Annotated in this window: 13 protein-coding genes and 1 pseudogene; 7 read left to right on the forward strand and 7 right to left on the reverse strand. The window is 61.1% G+C overall.

Annotation, left to right across the window (positions count from 1 at the left end):
- Positions 1-126: 126 nt before the first annotated feature.
- From ACW5EG_RS07260 to ACW5EG_RS07270, 3 genes are all read left to right on the forward strand, one after another.
- Complete coding sequence (locus tag ACW5EG_RS07260; RefSeq protein ID WP_457021151.1) at positions 127-3,909, forward strand: methylmalonyl-CoA mutase family protein; 3,783 nt, start codon at positions 127-129, stop codon at positions 3,907-3,909.
- Between the two features lie 93 nt (positions 3,910-4,002).
- Positions 4,003-5,025: an adenine-specific methyltransferase EcoRI family protein gene (locus ACW5EG_RS07265; RefSeq protein ID WP_457021152.1), complete on the forward strand. Its 1,023-nt coding sequence runs from the start codon at positions 4,003-4,005 to the stop codon at positions 5,023-5,025.
- Positions 5,022-6,170, forward strand: a complete 1,149-nt coding sequence (locus tag ACW5EG_RS07270; RefSeq protein WP_457021153.1) for an HNH endonuclease family protein — start codon at positions 5,022-5,024, stop codon at positions 6,168-6,170. Before ACW5EG_RS07265 ends, ACW5EG_RS07270 begins: the two co-directional genes overlap by 4 nt.
- A gap of 50 nt (positions 6,171-6,220) precedes the next feature.
- Here ACW5EG_RS07270 and ACW5EG_RS07275 read toward each other — a convergent pair whose 3' ends face one another.
- From ACW5EG_RS07275 to ACW5EG_RS07285, 3 genes are all read right to left on the reverse strand, one after another.
- Positions 6,221-6,802 (reverse strand): SLATT domain-containing protein, encoded by a 582-nt coding sequence (locus tag ACW5EG_RS07275; RefSeq protein WP_457021154.1) that lies wholly within the window; start codon positions 6,800-6,802, stop codon positions 6,221-6,223.
- Positions 6,777-7,661, reverse strand: a complete 885-nt coding sequence (locus ACW5EG_RS07280) for an SMODS domain-containing nucleotidyltransferase (protein WP_457021415.1) — start codon at positions 7,659-7,661, stop codon at positions 6,777-6,779. The genes ACW5EG_RS07275 and ACW5EG_RS07280 overlap by 26 nt, the downstream gene beginning before the upstream one ends.
- Before the next feature lie 405 nt (positions 7,662-8,066).
- Positions 8,067-8,642: a hypothetical protein gene (locus ACW5EG_RS07285; RefSeq protein ID WP_457021155.1), complete on the reverse strand. Its 576-nt coding sequence runs from the start codon at positions 8,640-8,642 to the stop codon at positions 8,067-8,069.
- 691 nt (positions 8,643-9,333) lie between these two features.
- Here ACW5EG_RS07285 and ACW5EG_RS07290 point away from each other — a divergent pair.
- Positions 9,334-9,984, forward strand: a complete 651-nt coding sequence (locus ACW5EG_RS07290) for a DUF4041 domain-containing protein (RefSeq protein ID WP_457021156.1) — start codon at positions 9,334-9,336, stop codon at positions 9,982-9,984.
- Here the strand turns inward: ACW5EG_RS07290 and ACW5EG_RS07295 are convergent, their stop codons facing one another.
- The 4 genes and pseudogenes from ACW5EG_RS07295 to ACW5EG_RS07310 form a co-directional block, all read right to left on the reverse strand.
- Positions 9,985-10,689: a transposase gene (locus ACW5EG_RS07295; protein WP_457021157.1), complete on the reverse strand. Its 705-nt coding sequence runs from the start codon at positions 10,687-10,689 to the stop codon at positions 9,985-9,987.
- Positions 10,690-10,884: 195 nt separating this feature from the next.
- Complete coding sequence (locus ACW5EG_RS07300) at positions 10,885-13,362, reverse strand: glycoside hydrolase family 9 protein (protein ID WP_457021158.1); 2,478 nt, start codon at positions 13,360-13,362, stop codon at positions 10,885-10,887.
- Positions 13,363-13,528: 166 nt separating this feature from the next.
- Positions 13,529-13,693: pseudogene (locus ACW5EG_RS07305) on the reverse strand (IS4 family transposase); the annotation flags it as partial.
- Between the two features lie 216 nt (positions 13,694-13,909).
- On the reverse strand, positions 13,910-14,389 hold the full coding sequence (locus ACW5EG_RS07310) for a VOC family protein (RefSeq protein WP_457021159.1): 480 nt from the start codon (positions 14,387-14,389) through the stop codon (positions 13,910-13,912).
- 758 nt (positions 14,390-15,147) lie between these two features.
- Between ACW5EG_RS07310 and ACW5EG_RS07315 the strand changes: the two genes are divergently transcribed.
- The 3 genes from ACW5EG_RS07315 (at position 15,148) to ACW5EG_RS07325 (ending at position 17,009) form a co-directional block, all read left to right on the forward strand.
- Positions 15,148-16,107, forward strand: coding sequence for a hypothetical protein (locus tag ACW5EG_RS07315; RefSeq protein WP_457021160.1), 960 nt, complete (start codon positions 15,148-15,150; stop codon positions 16,105-16,107).
- An 8-nt stretch (positions 16,108-16,115) separates the two neighbouring features.
- Positions 16,116-16,637 (forward strand): hypothetical protein, encoded by a 522-nt coding sequence (locus ACW5EG_RS07320; RefSeq protein WP_457021161.1) that lies wholly within the window; start codon positions 16,116-16,118, stop codon positions 16,635-16,637.
- A gap of 144 nt (positions 16,638-16,781) precedes the next feature.
- Positions 16,782-17,009: a hypothetical protein gene (locus tag ACW5EG_RS07325; protein ID WP_457021162.1), complete on the forward strand. Its 228-nt coding sequence runs from the start codon at positions 16,782-16,784 to the stop codon at positions 17,007-17,009.
- The last annotated feature ends 977 nt before the right edge of the window (positions 17,010-17,986 follow it).

Raw genomic sequence — 17,986 nt, forward strand, 5'->3', positions numbered from 1 at the left:
GCTTGGTGGCGTAGGAAGGACGGGTGGGGCGGAAGTGTGGCATTACCGGATGGGCGCGTGCCTCCCCGGACGGCTTCCACCCCCACGCTACAATCCGTCTCATCTGAAATCATGCCGGAGCGCGCCATGGGCACGCCAGCCACCCAGCTCACCGAAACCCAGCCCGACACCACCCCGCTGCGCTTCGTCACCGCCGCCAGCCTGTTCGACGGGCACGACGCGGCCATCAACATCATGCGCCGGTTGATCCAGGCCCAGGGCGCGGAAGTCATTCACCTAGGCCACAACCGCAGCGTCGAGGACGTGGTGCGCGCCGCGCTGCAGGAGGACGCCGACGCCATCGCCCTGTCCAGCTACCAGGGCGGGCACGTGGAATACATGAAGTACATGGTCGACATGCTGCGCGAGCGCGGCGCCGGCCACATCCGCGTGGTCGGCGGTGGCGGCGGCACCATCACGCCCGAGGAGATCCGCGAGCTGGAGGCCTACGGCGTCGAGCGCATCTACCACCCCAACGACGGCATGAAGCTGGGCCTGGTGGAGATGATCGAGGACGTGGTGGCGCGCGTGTCGAACGCGCGCGAGGCCGCGGACGCGCAGGCCCGCCAGCCGGCCAGCACGCGCCCCGCGCTGGAAGACGAGATCGCCATTGGCCGCGTGCTGTCTGCGATCGAGGACGGGGCCTATTCCGACGCCGAGCTGGCCATGCTGCGCAAGCAGTGGGCCGCGGGTGCGGCCGGGCACGCCGGCACCACGCCGGTGATCGGCATCACCGGTACCGGCGGCGCGGGCAAGTCCAGCGTGACCGACGAACTGCTCAACCGCTTCCTCGCCCACTTCCCGAAGATGCGCATGGCGGTGATCAGCGTCGACCCCACCCGCCGCCGCAGCGGCGGCGCGCTGCTGGGCGACCGCATCCGCATGAACTCGCTGCGCAGCCATCGCGTCTACATGCGCTCGATGGCCACCCGCCGCCAGAACGTGGCGACCAATGCCGTGCTCAAGGACTGCATCGGCTTCCTCAAGGGCCTGGGCTATGACCTGGTGATCGTGGAAACCGCCGGCATCGGCCAGAGCGATTCGGAGATCGTCGACCTGGTCGATTTCCCCATGTACGTGATGACCAGCGACTACGGCGCGGCGAGCCAGCTGGAGAAGATCGACATGATCGACTTCGCCGAGCTGATCGTGCTCAACAAGTACGACAAGCGCGGCGCCGAAGACGCCCTGCGCGACGTGCGCAAGCAGTGGAAGCGCAACCGCGTCGCCTTCCAGATGGCCGACGAGGATGTGCCGGTCTATCCCACCATCGCCAGCCAGTTCAACGACCCCGGCATCAGCTGGATGTTCGCCAACCTGTGCCGGTTGCTGCGCGCGAATCTCTCCCTGCCGCCCGCAGCCCCTGCCTCTCCCGCGTCTCCTGTAGGAGCGGCTTCAGCCGCGACCACGAAACCGGCAGACGGCTCCACCCAGGTACCGATCGCGGCTGAAGCCGCTCCTACAGCGGCGACGGCGGCGCCGCGCTGCGATTTCACCCCGCAGATCGACACCACGCTCAAGGAACCCCGCGCCACCATCCTCATCCCCGGCGCCCGCGTCCGCTACCTGGCCGAGATCGCCGAGCAGGGCCGCGCCATCAACGCCTCCATCGAAAAGCAAGCTGAGGCCGCCAACCGCGCCCAATCCTTCTGGCAATCCCTGCAGGAACTCGAAGACCCCAAGCTGCCCAAGCAGCTCGACCTCTACGACACGACAGACGTCGTCCCCGCGAAAGCGGGGACCCAACGCCTGCCGACCACCACCGGTGTCATCCCGAGCGCAGCGAGGGATCTCGCTTCCCACGCCGACGCAGATTCCTCAGCTTCGCCTCGGAATGGCATCGTTGTCGACCGCTCCCTCCTCACCCTCCGCCAGCGCTACAACGACGCCATCCAGGCCCTCACCGCCGAGAACCTGCGCAACCTGCGCGACTGGCCCCAGCGCCTGAAATCCATCACCGACGAAGCCACCGAATACCAGGTCCGCAACAAGACCATCCGCGTCGAGAACTACCGCCAGTCGCTCAGCCACCAGCCGATTCCCAAGATCGCCGCCCCCACCTACAAATCCTGGGGCGAACTGCTCACCTTCCTGGGCAAAGAAAACCTGCCCGGCAGCTACCCCTACACCGGCGGCGTCTACCCCTATCGCCGCACCGGCGAAGACCCCATCCGCATGTTCGCCGGCGAAGGCACGCCCGAGCGCACCAACCGCCGCTTCCATTACCTCAGTGTCGGCCAGCCCGCCGCGCGCCTGTCCACCGCCTTCGACAGCGTGACGCTGTACGGCGAAGACCCGGCTCCGCGCCCCGACATCTTCGGCAAGATCGGCAACTCCGGCGTCAACATCCCCACGCTGGACGACATGAAGAAGCTCTATTCGGGCTTCGACCTGTGCGCGCCCACCACCAGCGTGTCGATGACCATCAATGGCCCGGCGCCGATGATCCTGGCGATGTTCATGAACTGCGCCATCGACCAGCAGGTGGAGAAGTACCTCAAGGCCGACGACGCCCGCTGGGCGAACGCGCAGCAGACCATCGAGACGTTTTTTGAAGGCCAGGAGCGCCCCAGCTACCACGGCGACCTCCCACCCACCAACGACGGCCTGGGGCTCGCCTTCCTCGGCATGACCGGCGACCAGCTGGTGGACGCCGACACCTACGCCCGCATCAAGGCCGAGACCCTGGCCACCGTGCGCGGCACCGTGCAGGCCGACATCCTCAAAGAGGACCAGGCCCAGAACACCTGCATCTTCAGCACCGAGTTCGCCCTGCGCATGATGGGCGACATCCAGCAGTACTTCGTCGACAACGCGGTGCGCAACTTCTACTCGGTCTCGATCTCCGGCTACCACATCGCCGAGGCCGGGGCGAACCCGATCAGCCAGCTCGCTTTTACCCTGAGCAACGGCTTCACCATCGTCGAGTACTACCTGGCGCGCGGCATGAAGATCGACGACTTCGCGCCCAACCTGTCGTTCTTCTTCTCCAACGGCATGGACCCGGAGTACACCGTCATCGGCCGCGTCGCCCGCCGCATCTGGGCGCGCGCGATGCGCGAGCGTTACGGCGCCAACGAACGGTCCCAGATGATGAAGTACCACATCCAGACCAGCGGCCGCTCCCTGCACGCGCAGGAGATCCAGTTCAACGACATCCGCACCACGCTGCAGGCGCTGTACGCCCTGTTCGACAACTGCAACAGCCTGCACACCAACGCCTACGACGAGGCCATCACCACGCCGACCGAAGAAAGCGTGCGACGCGCCGTGGCCATCCAGATGATCATCAACAAGGAGCTGGGCCTCAACTTCATCGAGAACCCCTGGCAGGGCAGCTTCGCGGTGGACTACCTCACCGACCTGGTGGAAGAAGCCGTCTACAAGGAGTTCGAGGCCATCAGCGAGCGCGGCGGCGTGCTGGGCGCCATGGACACGATGTACCAGCGCGGCAAGATCCAGGAAGAGTCGCTGTATTACGAGCACAAGAAGCACGACGGCTCGCTGCCGCTGGTGGGGGTGAACACCTTCCTGCCCAAGGAGCATGCGGGCGAAGTGGCGACGGAGATCGAGCTGATCCGCTCGACGGAGGGGGAAAAGGGGCAGCAGATCGAGAACGTGCGGGGCTGGCAGCAATCACGTAATGTCCTGGCGCCGGTCGGGCAGACTGAGCACGGGCATGTGGTGGAGGATGAGGCTGCCGCGGCGACCGAGCCGCGTGACGGGCATGGGTTGGGCTATCTGCAGAAGACGGCGCGGGACAGAAAGAATGTGTTTGCGGCGTTGATGGAGGCGGTGAAGACGCATTCGCTGGGGCAGATCAGTCATGCGTTGTATGACGTGGGTGGGGAATACAGAAGAAACATGTAATGGCTCCGGCTCGTTAGCAGACCGCGGGGTGAGGATTAGCCTCAAGAGCGGCGCCCAACTGTCGACACGACCGGAAAACTATGGGAGGCACATGTGACGACTGCCGGGAACACAAACACTAGTCTTGGCGCTGCAAGAGCTGCGAAGAAGGATGAGTTTTATACGCAACTTGCTGACATTGAGCGAGAGTTGCGCCACTACAAAGCCCAGTTCAAGAACAAGACTGTGTATTGCAACGCTGACGACCCCCGCGTCAGCAATTTTTTTCATTTCTTCAGTCACAACTTCGCGCGTCTGGAACTGAAGAAGTTGATCACCACGTGCTACAAGTCCAAAGAGCGCGACCTCTTTAGCCAGAACAACTCTGAGCGCGCTATTTACCTCGAGTACACCGGGGACAAGAGGAAGAACCAGGTACCAGATCCCGACGAAATTGGGGTGCACCCTCTTCAGGGCGACGGCGACTTTCGTAGTGCCGAGTGCATAGAACTACTCAAGCAGTCCGACATCGTTGTGACCAATCCCCCCTTCTCGCTGTTTCGCGAGTACGTGGCACAGCTGATCGAGCACGGCAAAAAATTCCTGATCATCGGCCATCAGAACGCCATTACCTATACCGAAATTTTCCCACTGATTCAAAAAAACAAGCTTTGGCTCGGATACGGCTTTAAGCGCAACATGGCGCACTTCCTCAGCAGCTATGAAAACACTGCCGCTGACCTCGACCGTAGGGAAGGAATGATTCGCGTATCAGGGGTTCAGTGGTTCACGAATATGGACACCACGAAGCGTCACGAGGATCTGATCCTCTACAAGTCCTATAACCCTCAAGACTATCCAAACTACGACAACTTCGATGCAATCGAGGTCGGGCGGACTGTCGACATTCCCGCTGACTACGACGGCATGATGGGTGTGCCAATTACTTTTCTAGAGAAGTACAACCCAGACCAGTTCGAGATCGTCGGGAGCTTTAACGCTGGCAGCCATGGCGAGGAACTCGGGGCAGTGAAGACTGAGACCGAGACTAACAACAAAGTAATTATGTGGAACGGGCCCGTTGTCAATCGGAAGCCGCTTTACAAGCGAATCGTAATCAGGAACAAGCGGCTATGAAGATCGATCTCCAACGAATTATGGTTCGTGATCTCGTTGCCGGGTACGAGGATAACGAAGAACTTGGTGTCAGAGCCTACGGAGGCAAGCTGGACATTCGCCCACCTTTCCAGCGCGAGTTTGTCTACAAGGACAGGCAACGGAATGCCGTTATCGAGACTCTGCGTAGGGAGTTCCCTCTCAACGTCATGTACTGGGCCGTGCAGGAGGACGATACGTTTGAGGTGATCGACGGTCAGCAACGCACTATCTCGATCTGCCAGTACGTTGAAGGCGACTTTTCGATCCCCATCGGCGGCCACCAGCTCGCCTTCCACAACTTGCGGTCCGATCAACAGAAACAGATTCTTGATTACGAACTCATGGTCTATCTATGCGAAGGTTCCGACTCGGAGAAGCTTGACTGGTTCAAGACTATCAACATCGCCGGTGAGAAGCTCACCGACCAAGAGTTGCGCAACGCGGTCTATCACGGGCCGTGGGTGTCGGCGGCGAAGAGGTACTTCTCTAGGAATGGATGTCCCGCCTACGCAATCGGCTCGGATTACATGACCGGCTCGCCCATCCGGCAGGAGTACCTCCAGACAGCAGTTGAGTGGATCAATGGCGGTAAGATCGACGAGTACATGCGCGACCACCAGCACGACACCAATGCCAACGAGCTCTGGCTCTACTTCAAGAGCGTGATCGACTGGGTAGGGACTGCCTTCCCGAAGAAGCGTCCACAAATGAAATCGGTAAAATGGGGTCTTCTCTATAAGCAGTACGAAGATGTGAAGCTCGATCCGACGGCACTTGAGGCTCGGGTCGATGAGCTCATGACCGATGTTGATGTCTACAACAAGCGGGGCATCTACGAATACGTCCTCGGCGGGGAGAGTGACACAAAGCTTCTTGAAGTACGCGTTTTCGACGAGAAAACCAAGCTCGCGGCATATGGCAAACAAACCAAAGCCGCGCAAATAGCCGGCATCTCAAACTGTCCGATGTGCGCCGCCGGCACGAACAACAACGCCAACCGCATTTACGATATAACAGAGATGGATGCTGACCACGTAACTGCATGGTCAAGTGGTGGCTCGACGACGCTCGCTAACTGCGAGATGCTCTGCGTCTCGCACAACAGGGCTAAAGGAAATCGATAAGGGAAAAGTGGTCAGGTATAACCTGACCCGTTTATCCGGAGCAGCTAGAACTACGGAGCGCGCCGCAGAGGCTCCGGCAGAAATGCATCAATCTCTGCGTCCGAGAAGGTTAGTTCTTCGCGTGACTTAAGTCCCTCGCCTGCATCCTTGTACGCAGCATCGCTGGTGCGCGGTGCTGTCTCGTAGATCTTGACGAGTCTCGCTTGGAGTTCGTCGCGCTTTCGGCGCAAATCCTCCGCGGATGATGTGCCGTCGTGGAGATCCACAAGCATGGTGAAGTACGACTCCCGGATGTCCCAAAGCGAGCTCGCAGTTTTTTTGTGTTTCTCGGCCATTTGGCCAGGGTCCACGTCTTTCGCGTAGGCGTTCAAGGCAAGGAGCGCCATCGAGATGATCGCTGTGCTTATTGTCGCCGTATACGCCAACGCGTCGCCGACAAAAAGGGCGGCTATCAAGCCACTCGTCGTCAGTGCGGAAAGAACGATCTGCCATACCTTGACGTCGGAAAGTTTGCGCGTGCATGCGTCTGCGCTCTTTTCGTGCGTTTTCGTGGTGTAGACAACTCGCCCAAAGCACTCCCTAATCTGCGATTCAAGAGCCGTGGCATCACGCGCTTGGGAATTTGGTTCCATATATCTCTCGCCATTTTTGCCTGGCCGACCAACCATAATTTTCTCCCTGATAGGTGCACGCCCCTATGGCTATGTTCCGACACTGGGCAGCTTTGAATTGGAAATTACCCTTCTTCCAAACGTACTGTCCTGCACCTGGGGACAGCCAGTAACTCTTATCGCTATCCTGCTTGCTCAGGAAGTCGAAGAAATCACGGCTGATGTAGTCGTAGTAGAGATACGACTTTTCGCGGTACTCATACTCGCGAATGAACTGATACACCAGCGTGTCGATCAGCAGCCCGCTGATGTCCACATTCCAAACATGCTTCCAGGCACGAGCCATCTTGGCGAGGCTCTTCAGATTTCCGTTGCAGAGCTTGTCGACCCTTGCAACCTCTTCGATCTCAGGGCGTGGGTTTGTGGTTTTCCATGTCCCGCCGCCATTGGTATCCGCGTACGTGAAGCTGCCGTTCTCATTAACAAATGCGGGGAGGACCTCAAATACGATCCCGTCATCGAACGGCACTACAACCACTTGGCCGTCGGCGCCGATCTTCGTGACCGAATATGTCTTCTGGATCGTCTTACTGACCTCATGCAACATGGCCGATTGCCCGTTTCCGGAGTGGCCATTGAAGCGAACGTACTGGGCGTACGGGAGCCAGAAGATCATGTCGACGTCACTTGTCCGAGACGTTGCAGTTCCCCGGCCGTATGAGCCTGCGTAAATACTATGCTGAGTACGTGAATCCGAATCCCAGTATTCGAGATTCAGTCGGCGCGTCATTAACTCGTAGCGTTCCGATACCTTCGATCGCCTGTCGTTTGGGATTGCGAGTCCGTTGCACAGACTCTGGAAATCAGCCGCCACTCCCATAAGCGCTTCCCCCACCTGGTCTGTAGCTATTGTGCCCGAATGGATGAGACATTGGAAAAAATGGATCAGGTTGAGCCGCCCCTGATTCTTCGGACACCAGAACAGGGGACAGAGGAGATTTTCTCACCTCTCCGTGAGCGCGTGTGAGGCGCGCCGCGGCCGCCCCATCGAATAACGGGGCCACTCCACCACCCGTTCGTTCGAGGCAGAGGGCGTCGGCCGAGTTGAAAAACGGCTCGCTAGAGTCGCGCCAGATGATCACCGTTCGTCCTTCGGGGAGCGCGCCGATTGGCTGAACCGTGTAAAGGCCCAAGTTGACGTACGCGAGGACAGTAATAGCAGTGAGAGCCGCTACCGCGACCCAGGCGCGGCGCGATGAGGGCGCCGACGAGTTCTGTGCGTCAGTCACTTGAAGTTCTCCGGCTTGAAGCCCGAAACATCGAAATCAAAGGCCTGGTTCCCGCCCTGATAGATCGATACCTCGATCTTCAAGCTCTTGGCACCTGGAAGACGCTTCATGAACGTGCCGAAGGCAGGAATAAAGACGACTTCACTGCTGTTGTCTTCGGGCGGGTTTCCGTCGTACCGCGTGACCTTGCCGTCGTCGAACTTCACGTTGATCCTGCAGTCTCCGTACGAGTGGCAAAGGATCTGCCCTTTCTCGATTCGCAGAATCACATCATTGCCCCATCTCGGATGCCGTCGCAGCGTCAGTGTTCCACGCTGCTCGCCCTGATAGGGGAATCCGAGATTGATGGTGTTTGTACTCTGGGTCCAAGCGACCACGACGTTCTTTCCGCTCATGCCTTCGGGCGAAGATGTGTATACCCACTGCCGTCCCATGGCCTCATAGGCGATCGCATTATCCAGGTCGGCAAGTTGGGTGACCGCCTGCTTACCTTCCGCGGTGTCCGGAAAGTGCTCTATGAGGTCTTTCGCAGCCCGCTGTCGCAGCGTAGGTGAGGCCTGATCGTCATCCATCATCCTCGCCCACTCGATCCGGTCAGCATCGGTCGGCCCGGGAAGTGGCTGCGTAGCAGGCGAACTGACAGGGCTCGCCTGTGATGTTGGCTGAACGGCGGTTGGTGCGATTGGGTCGTTTTGGTCGTGGGTGCACGCTCGAATAACGAATGCCACCACGAGCAAAGCGCCTATCCATAACAGGGCACGGATCCGACTAGTTGACGGTGGGCCGGGACGCTGAGGTTCCGGTGCCGTCACTGGTGGTGGTTCCATCCAGGCTGCAGGGACGGGAGGCCCATCCTTGGCTGGCGCAGGAGCCGGAACCTCGCTTTCCGCGGCCTGTGTTGGCGGTACGGGACAGCCACAATGTGGGCACAAAGTTGCCCGGCTGCTGACGTCCCTACCGCAATCCTCGCATTTCAGAAGTGCCATTCCATCTTCCCCTGGTGCCGGACCCGGGCTCCCCAGCCCGTATCTTCAGTTGTATCGTCGTTTGCCGGGGTGACGCAAGCATCGACGAAGAGCGTGTCAGGGACAATTGCCGACGAAGAGCGTCTCAGGGACAACCACCGACTGCTGAGGAGAGGGTGTCAGGGATGCCGACTGATGCAAGCGCAAAGAAGGGGCGTAGTCGACTTTTTCGTATAACGGAGTTAGGTTCACGCTTGAAGCGCTTCAGGTACGGTCACGGGCACCAATTGGGGGCGGTATGGATGCCAACAGGAAGATTCCGCTCTTTCGGGTGCGGCGTTTCGCACGAGAGCTGCTTGCAGAGCTCGCAGCCGTCTCGAGGGATCGCGATGAGATATACGCCACGCTGTCCCGTATCGGCGGTCTAGATCAGCTTGAGCGTGAGAGGACGCTTGAGCGCTTGAGTGGGGAGATCAAAGCCTCCAACAGTGCGTGGAAAGCGCAGCTCGCGGAGCTGGGCGCTGAACGCGACCAACTTCTTGCCCAAGTAGCCGAGTTGCGCACGGACGTGGTCGAGACGCGTGAGCGGGCGCTGTTGCAGGAGTCTGGCATATACGAGTACACGCATCCTCTAGACGATGCTGTGGCCTACAAGGAGCGTCTGGACGGGCTCCGGCTCAGAATCAAGGAGATGAACAAAGCCGATGGGCGTGCGGTTTCCGCCGCAAAGGGCTGGACGGTCAATGGTTCGGAAGCCCAGGGACGGACGATGATCCGGGACTATTCGAAGCTGATGCTGCGCGCGTTCAATGCCGAGGCGGATGTGCTGGTGCGTGGGCTGAAGCCGTATGCGCTGCCTGCGGCGATTGACCGGCTGGAGAAGGTCTCCAAGACGATTCAACGCCCGGGCAAGACCATGAGCATCCATGAAGAACGGGGCCAGGTGTAGTTAATCTCTTGCTTCTTCCGGCCTTCGGCATGGACGATGGGCAGGTCGGGCAGAAGCGAAGCGTCGGGTTTTCGCTTCGACCATCGCTTTGAAGGCGTCGCGGCCCAGTGCCCGTTGCTGTTGCAGGTAGAGGCGGATTTCAGCGAGTTGTTCCGGCGGCACGGCCTCCTCGAGGATGCGACGCCAAGCTTCCCGACGCTCGGGTTGACTGCCGGCGAGGCTTTGCCAGACCGGGTGGTGGCAGAGGTCGGAAGTCGGGCGCTGGCCCAGGTATGCCGGGCAGCTGGACCAGCGATACGTTGCTGGATCGTCGGTCAGTCGCGCGCGGACGGGATTGAGCTCGATATAGCGATGGCAGCGCAGCACGTAGTCTTCACTGTCGACCAGGCACGCCTTGTATCGCCCCTCCCACAGGCTCCCGCTGCGGACATGCCGGGCGTTGAAGAGGCCGACGTAGTTCGTGCCGAGTCGTTGCATCAAGCGGCCAACGTCGCCGGCGTTCTGCGGTGTCACAAGAAGGTGGACATGATTGTCCATCAGGACGTAGGCATGCAGGCGGCAGTGCGTCGTGGCCAGTGACTCCTGCAGGAGCTGGAGGTAGCGCAATCGATCGCCGTCGTCGAGGAAGCAGGGCAGGCGATTGTTGCCGCGTTGCACCACGTGCTGCGGGATGCCGGGCAGGTCGATACGAGGGAGGCGGGCCATGCCTGTGAGCATGCGGAAGCATGTGGTTGGCTGCGGTCCGTACATCCCGGAACCGTGTCTCGGGAATCGCCATCAAGCGTTGTCAGGAAAGTTAACCTGGCCCCGTTAACGGTTGCGGCAGCGTGAGTCGACCTGCGCAAGCAGGGCCTGCGCAGGTCGACTGAACGGCCCGGGCACAAAGCGCCCGGGCGAGGCTCAGTTGGACGCGTCGCGCTGCGCTGCGGCCAGCGCCAGGAACATGAAGTTCTCCGCGCCGCCTCCGATCACGTACTCGCGCTGCTGCCAGAAGTAGGGCCAGATCTTCAGTTCGGGCAGGTCCGGGCGGATCAGCGCCGTGCCCGAGATCACCCCGCCGGGGATATAGCCCCAGTCGGCGCGGTTGGTGCCATACGCCACCGTGGCCGAGTGCGCGCCCACGCCGGAGGCGAAGGACTCGGTGACATTGCCCGGGTGCACGCCCAGCACGAAGTTGAGCGCGTCCATCTGCAGGGCATCGGGGGTGTGCTGCGGCCAGCCCTTGCGGAAGAAGTACTGGTCCACGCCGAAGCGCTGGATGTCCCAGCCGGCGCCCCAGATGTGGGGCACGTAGGGAACCCGGTACGGGGTCTTGGTCGCGTCGTCGGCCAGCTTGGCCTGGTGTGCCGCCACCGCGGCATCGACCTCGCGCAGGAACGCGGCGTCCTTGACCAGGGGCAGGGCGCTGGACAGGGAAGGGCCGGTCTTGTCGATCGCCGCCACGATGTCCGGCTTGAGCGCGACCAGCGCGTCCACGTAGGCCTGGTCGCCGGTGCTGCGGGCCAGTTCACTCAACGCTGCTACTTTCGCGCCGACGCTGGTCGCGCGGTCCAGGGCCTTGGCGGTCAGGTCGATGGCCGCATCCAGCGCTTCCTGGGCCATGGCCGGATTGGACGCGCGCAGCACCCGCGCCGCCACGGCCAGGCCCGAGGCCGTGGACAGTTCGCGGTTGGGGTTGTCCTCGGTGAACACCCAGCGGTCGTCGTTGATCGCGGAGGTCGTGCCGGTGCGGCCACCGGCGGGCAGGGCGGGGTCGTAGGCCAGGTTGTCGGTCTGGATGGTGACATCGCCCAACAGCACGTACTGCTCCAGGGTCGGCTCGATCACGCCGCGGTAGGTGCGGCCCAGGGCGCGATAACCAGCCAGCACATTGAGCAGGCCGTGTTCGATCTGCTGGAGGCCGTCGTTGACCCCGTCCGGGCGCAGCAGCAGGGCTTCCTTGCGTGCCTGGTCGATGGTGGTGGTGTCGTGGTCCAGGCCGAATTCCTCGACCATCTGCGCCAGCAGCTTGATCGTGCCCATCTGGCTCTCGATGCGCAGGTCGTAGTCGCCGGCGTCGTGCCAGCCACCCACGGCCATGCCCGGGATGCGGTCGCCGGGCTTGAAGCGGCTGAGGGTGTCCGCCCCCTGGTCGTAGCCGTCGAAATGCACGCCGGCCGGCGCCATGCGCGCGTCATCCATGTGGTCCAGGCCATGCCAGGTGCGGTAGTTCTCCTTCACCAGCATGTGGCACATCTGCGCCGGCAGGAAGTACTCCAGCGTGGGCTGCCACACGCCGCGGTCGAATACGTCCCCGCCGATGCGGAAGGCGTGCGTGCGCTTGCCGCGGTAGGACAGCTCGTACATGCCCGGCTCGCGCACCGCGCTCAGGTCCGCGGTCAGGTAGTGATAGCGCAGGAACTTGCCCCAGGACCTGGGCGTGTAACGCGCGGCTTCCTTCGGGCCATCCTCGGTGATCCGGTACAGGGTCAGCGGGTCGGCGCGGGTATCGCGCTTGTCCTGTTCGATGATGACGGTCTTGGCCTGCTCGGGCCGGTAGCCCACCTGGGATACCTGGACCACCGGCGCATAGCGCCATTCCGGCACCACGTTGGGCGTCACCACCCAGGTGATCGCATCGCGCGTGGCCCCGGGACGGGTCAGCTCGCGCACGATGTACCAGCCGTTGTTCATGTTGCCGCGACCGTCCAGCAACACCAGCTCGCCGCTGCGGCTTTCGATCTTCAGCCGCTGCAGCGGGCTCTCCGGCGCGACCACCAGGCTGCTGCCGGTCGCCAGGGGCGCAGTGAGCGTGTGGCCTTCCATCGAGACCACCGGGCCATTGGCCTGGCGCGGGAAGCTGCCAGCGGCGCCATCCATGAGGAAGGATTTGCCGAACAGGTCGGTCGGGAACAATTCGAAGTTGAAGCCGACCTTGCCTTCCCATTCGGCGGGCAGGGGCTTGTCCAGGTGGACCGCGATCCGGAAGGCGTGCCCGTCCAGCGGCGTCACTCCCACCTCGTAACGGAAGTCCAGGTCCGGATACTCGATCGGGTTGAAGCCCTTGCGGTTCTTGCTCTCGTCCGGGTAGCGCAGGGCCTGGGTCACCGTACCGGTGGCCGGGTCATGCGCAGCCGTTCCGTCACCAGCCGGCACCGGCGACCACTGGCCGGGCGAAGGCTCCAGGCGCAGGTCGCCATTGGCTGCCACGCGCTCGCCATGCTGGATCACGGTCACGCCGGTCTGGTGCCCATCGGGATAGATGTCGGCAAAGACGGTGACGTTGAGGCCCGGCGCCTCGAAATAGCCTTGCTCGTTGAGCTTGAGCTGCGAGGCAGCGCCCACATTGCCCGCCAGGGCAAGCAGGCTGGCTGCCGCCACGAATGTCACACGCTTCATCGGTTCTCCCCAGTTCGATCCCTTGCCATCCCGATCTGCCCGGGCGGCGGTGATGATGCCAGCCCCGGGATGTCCATCCGAGTGGCTCGACGCGATCGCCGACAGTAGCCGTCCCGGCTGCGCAAGGCAAAAGGGGCAAAGGGTGTCAGGGACGAATGGCGCTTACTTAAGCGGCAACATGCTGTTTTGTCGTGTCATTTCTGAGGCCTTTGCGTGCGATCTGGCGCGGTTGATTGAGAAGCGGCAGGCTTTTAGGTCGTCGCTTGATCGCTCGTGGCTCCATGCGTCCCGGACGATTCCCCACGCGCTTGCTGGCGATCAGGATCAGGAGTGCCGGGTCCCCGACGGCAGCGTCGAGCGCGCATTGCTGCCAAGCCAGCCAGAGCTGCAGGCGCTGCTTGAAGCTCAATCGATAACGGGGTCAGGTTGGAGTGACCCCGTTCTGCAACACGATGGCCCCCGACTCGGACAGGGCCATCTCAGAGTGCACTTTTCGATTGGGCGACTCTGACCCTTGCTTGGCTACGGTGGCTGACAACTGCCAGTGTCAACCGCGCCGGGCGGCCTCGATCGCGGCGATGTCGATTTTCGTCATCTCCATCATGGCGTCGAACGCGCGCTTGGCGACGGCGGGATCCGGGTCGGTGATCGCGGCAATCAGGGCGCGCGGGGTGATCTGCCATGACAGGCCCCACCGGTCCTTGCACCAGCCGCAGACGCTGGCCTGGCCGCCGTTGCCGATGATCGCGTTCCATAGGCGGTCGGTTTCGGCCTGGTCGTCGGTCGCCACCTGGAACGAGAACGCCTCGTCGTGCTGGTGCGCGGGTCCGCCGTTCAATCCCAGGCACGGGATGCCCATGACACTGAACTCGACCGTCAGCACATCACCCTGTTTGCCGGCGGGATAGTCCCCCGGCGCACGATGGACAGCGCCCACGGCGCTATCCGGGAAAGTCTTGGCGTAGAACGTCGCGGCGTCCAGCGCGGTGCCGTCATACCAAAGGCAAATCGTGTTCTTGCTGACCATGCTGGTTCTCCTGGTTCAGGGTGGTGAGGATGCCCTTCATTCATCTTCGACGAACGACGGGCACGTAGATCGACACGTCGCCACGTCGATACGCCGGCCAGCAGGCAACAGGTCGCGTAAGCCCGGCTTCATGCGGCGGGCTTGAGCCCGCCCTATGGATGTCGGGATTGGTGGATTCATAGGGTGGGCCCCGGCCCACCGCATGGGCATGGGCGTCGGGGAAGGTGAAGCGCTTCCCAACTGCCGGTAATTTCCTACGTCGTCGCACGGCATATGCCGATGGCATCGGGTGCACGGCGTGGCGATTGTTGCTGCATGCCCAACTATCGTCGTGTCTGGGTGCCCGGCGGCACCTTCTTCTTCGATAACGGGGTCACTCCAACCTGACCCCGTTCTGGTGTGCAACGCCTGTCTGAGCGCGTGTCGCCGCGGAATGGCGCTCTGCGCAGCGACCTGATAAACATCGCGCTCGCAGGCTAGAGGCTGCTCAAGCTCGCCCCCGCTACCGCGTCCGGAAGGCGCCGCCGAAGCTTTGGGCGCCGCTTCGCCGGCGCAACCACCGCCGAGCGCCACCCCGCCCGACTGAGGCCTCCGTATTCCGCAAAGGGGCTTTCCGACGAACGGTCAGAATAATATGCCCGATTCAGAAGCCGAAGCGCGTTCAGGTTTATGCAGGTGAACGACATAGCGGCCGAATCGGAGCAAGTGGACTCATGGCAGCTCGTGTCGCAAACGCGGAATCTCAAGAGGAAGCGGTCATGCAGGATGCCGTCCGCAGTATTCGTGCCGTATATGCACTGCTCCTGATCTTGTTGACGGTGTGCGGATGCACCTCGATGCACGAGTCTGAGGAGCTTTCAAACCCCCCTAGAATCCACGGCCCGCTGCCACAGGGACCTGAGCTCAACGCACACATCACTGAACCGGCCGATGTGGCGAAGCGCCAGTACGAGAATTATTACCGCGCCTTCCAAACCTTTCAGACGGCGTGCGATCGGGTAGAACACGCGCAAACCCCGGGCGCTCCAAGTTGCCGAGAGCATCACCAATATTACTTTGAGCAGGGAATCGGTCTTGTCGACAGCTACTGCCGGGTCTGGTTCCGGCAGATGGACGACCACTCACGAAGGCTGGCGCTGAAACGCACGGACCATGGCGTGCTGTCCCAGCTTGGTACCGCATTGATCGGCATTGCCAAGCTGCATTCCGATGTGACAGCGGTTTACGGCGCGCTGACCACCGCCTACACCGGTTCACTTTCGGGGGCAGAGTCCTTGCTACTGATCGCACCCGAGACAAAAACGATCGAAACCCAGGTCTTCGCGCATCTTAGTCAACGCGCTGTTGAGCTCAGGGCGACACAGTTTGTCAGTGTTCCTCAATCACAGGGGGCAGTCGAAGATTACGCGCGCATCTGCACGTGGAAGCACGCCAAGTCTATTGTCGAAAAATCGGTCGACCGAGCGCGCACGCAGGTGTCCGCGGACGGTGCAGTAGAGATCCTAGCGTTCAGTGAGAACGACGAAAGCAGAACGCTACGCACGCTTTGGAAGCCGGGCGGCGTTACAGACGCTGCCGTGGAAAAAGCACTTCGAGATTGGTTAAGCAAGAGTGGGCTCGATATCAGCATCTCCGAGTTGATCTACGCAGAACAATACGCGCCACTGCGGGGGGCGGCGGTGGTCGAGGCAGTCAAGGCCATGGGAGAGATAGAATGAGAAGGACGGTGGTACTGACCGATGTACCAGCAAGTCGAGTTGATCAGGTTGTTTCCGATTTTGAGTCCGAAGGTGCGACCGTAGAGAGGAAGTCCACGAAGAAGGGCTACTACACTGTTACAGCAAAGTTCGGGAAGACGTCCGCTGCTGGGACAGCGCTCGGCGGGGCGCAGGTTAGTACTAGCAAGTTGCAGCTGGCGCCCGGCGAAGATGAGCGTCCATCCCGCAGTGAACTGGAAACCATTCACCGAGGGAGCGTAGCCCTCTACTACCCTGAGGCAACGCGGGACGTTTCCGGGCAGATGAAGACGGTCGGCCGCTACGTGAAGGGATATCCAGTTGGGGCCATCGTTCACTACACAGCCGGCCGCGATAATCCCCTAGGTGATATCAAGAACGCGCTCGACAACGGCTACTGCTATTTCGTAATAGCTCCGAGCGGAAAGGTATACCAGAATTTCCCGCTCGATCGCTGGGGTTATCATGCGGGAAAGAGTTATTACGCAAAGTTGGGATCAGGCGTGAGCTAAAACCTCGTGGGCATTGAGATTTGCTGCGCCGGTAGAGTCGAAAAACTCCAGAACGGCAAATATCGACCTTGGTACAACGACGAGACGTATTTGAGGCCACTCGGGCGTGATCCGGATCCTGACGCGGACCTAGATGCATCTGTCGTGAGAACTGTCACCAAGCAAGGCAATCAGTCCGCAGGCCATTACCAAAAGTACACCATTCTCCAAGAAGCGTCTTTGCGCACGCTTTTAACGTGGCTGCGGTCGAACAATCCCGATGTCTTCCGCTTCGATCTGGTATTGGGCCACGATGAGGTATCGCCGGGCAGGAAGGTTGATCCGGGCGGATCGCTTTCCATGACGATGTCGGCTTTTCGGCAAAGCCTCTAGCTACACCGCGAGGTTTACTATCCGAAGGAGTCGATGTTGGCTTAGTCAATGTCTACGTTGCCGATGACTCCCTGATGGAGCGCACCTCGCACAGATCGAGCCAGCGTAGTACGGCCACTCGAGTTGGACTAGCAGCTTGCGAATGTACAACCGAAGAATCACCGGTGAAGGGGGAGAGATGACGGCGAAGTCGCGCTTGCGGTTTGGGATTGGGTTGGTGGTAGTTGCAGTTGCTTTTGCGGCGTGGGGATTCTCCTTGGGAGAGCTTACGCACGATCAGAGAACCATCCTGTTGTGGGCGCTGCCTCTTGCGTCTGGGGTTGGAGCTGCGGCATTCGCCGGTGGGATCGCTGCGAAGTTCGATAGGCTGATTCCTGGTGTGGCCATTACGGCGGCAGGTGGATTCGCTGTCTGGTGCTTGAGCTTCTTTTTTCTGTTTCCCTCTGGGCCAGGGGCTCAGCCGCCACGCGCCGGGGTAGAGATCACTTTTCCAAGAAGGGTTGCGTTCGAACAAGCCGTTAGGAACATAGAGGACAAGGCCGAAGTCACTGTCATGATCCAGAGTTCCTGCGGGAATGACGTAAAGCAGGCGCTGGTTCCGGTTGGTCCGCATAGCGGGGCGACCGTGCAGGATCTTCTTGAGCGTATTATTGAGCGCACTCCCGTTAACGGGATAGGGCCCGTAAGGAGAATCAGCGATGCAAGGTTCGAGATCGAATGTTCGTAGCTGTTCTCGCGCAAGAAGAGCATTTGGGGTTATGGCGGTCCTCGCATGTGTGCTCATCGGGACGGCCGGTGCGTCGGAGTGCAGTTGCCCGCAGCCGCCCGGCGGAGGTGGCAGCTGTCAGAGCGATCAAGTTGCCTTCTGTACGGTTCGCTCCGGGTCATGCCACGCGAAATGCACACCTCTATCCATGATTATTGGGCACGCTAGTCAGGAAGTCCGCTTCCTGGAATCGATTGGCGTGGATGGAGAT

The sequence above is a fragment of the Luteimonas sp. A611 genome, from assembly GCF_054072715.1.

Bases quoted from the DNA above. Each gene is read 5' to 3' on its own strand.
- ACW5EG_RS07270 (WP_457021153.1), top strand. From the start codon at position 5,022: ATGAAGATCGATCTCCAACGAATTATGGTTCGTGATCTCGTTGCCGGG.
- ACW5EG_RS07280 (WP_457021415.1), bottom strand. From the start codon at position 7,661: ATGGGAGTGGCGGCTGATTTCCAGAGTCTGTGCAACGGACTCGCAATC.
- ACW5EG_RS07295 (WP_457021157.1), bottom strand. From the start codon at position 10,689: ATGGCCCGCCTCCCTCGTATCGACCTGCCCGGCATCCCGCAGCACGTG.
- ACW5EG_RS07290 (WP_457021156.1), top strand. From the start codon at position 9,334: ATGGATGCCAACAGGAAGATTCCGCTCTTTCGGGTGCGGCGTTTCGCA.
- ACW5EG_RS07300 (WP_457021158.1), bottom strand. From the start codon at position 13,362: ATGAAGCGTGTGACATTCGTGGCGGCAGCCAGCCTGCTTGCCCTGGCG.
- ACW5EG_RS07315 (WP_457021160.1), top strand. From the start codon at position 15,148: ATGCAGGATGCCGTCCGCAGTATTCGTGCCGTATATGCACTGCTCCTG.
- ACW5EG_RS07310 (WP_457021159.1), bottom strand. From the start codon at position 14,389: ATGGTCAGCAAGAACACGATTTGCCTTTGGTATGACGGCACCGCGCTG.
- ACW5EG_RS07260 (WP_457021151.1), top strand. From the start codon at position 127: ATGGGCACGCCAGCCACCCAGCTCACCGAAACCCAGCCCGACACCACC.
- ACW5EG_RS07275 (WP_457021154.1), bottom strand. From the start codon at position 6,802: ATGGAACCAAATTCCCAAGCGCGTGATGCCACGGCTCTTGAATCGCAG.
- ACW5EG_RS07285 (WP_457021155.1), bottom strand. From the start codon at position 8,642: ATGGATGACGATCAGGCCTCACCTACGCTGCGACAGCGGGCTGCGAAA.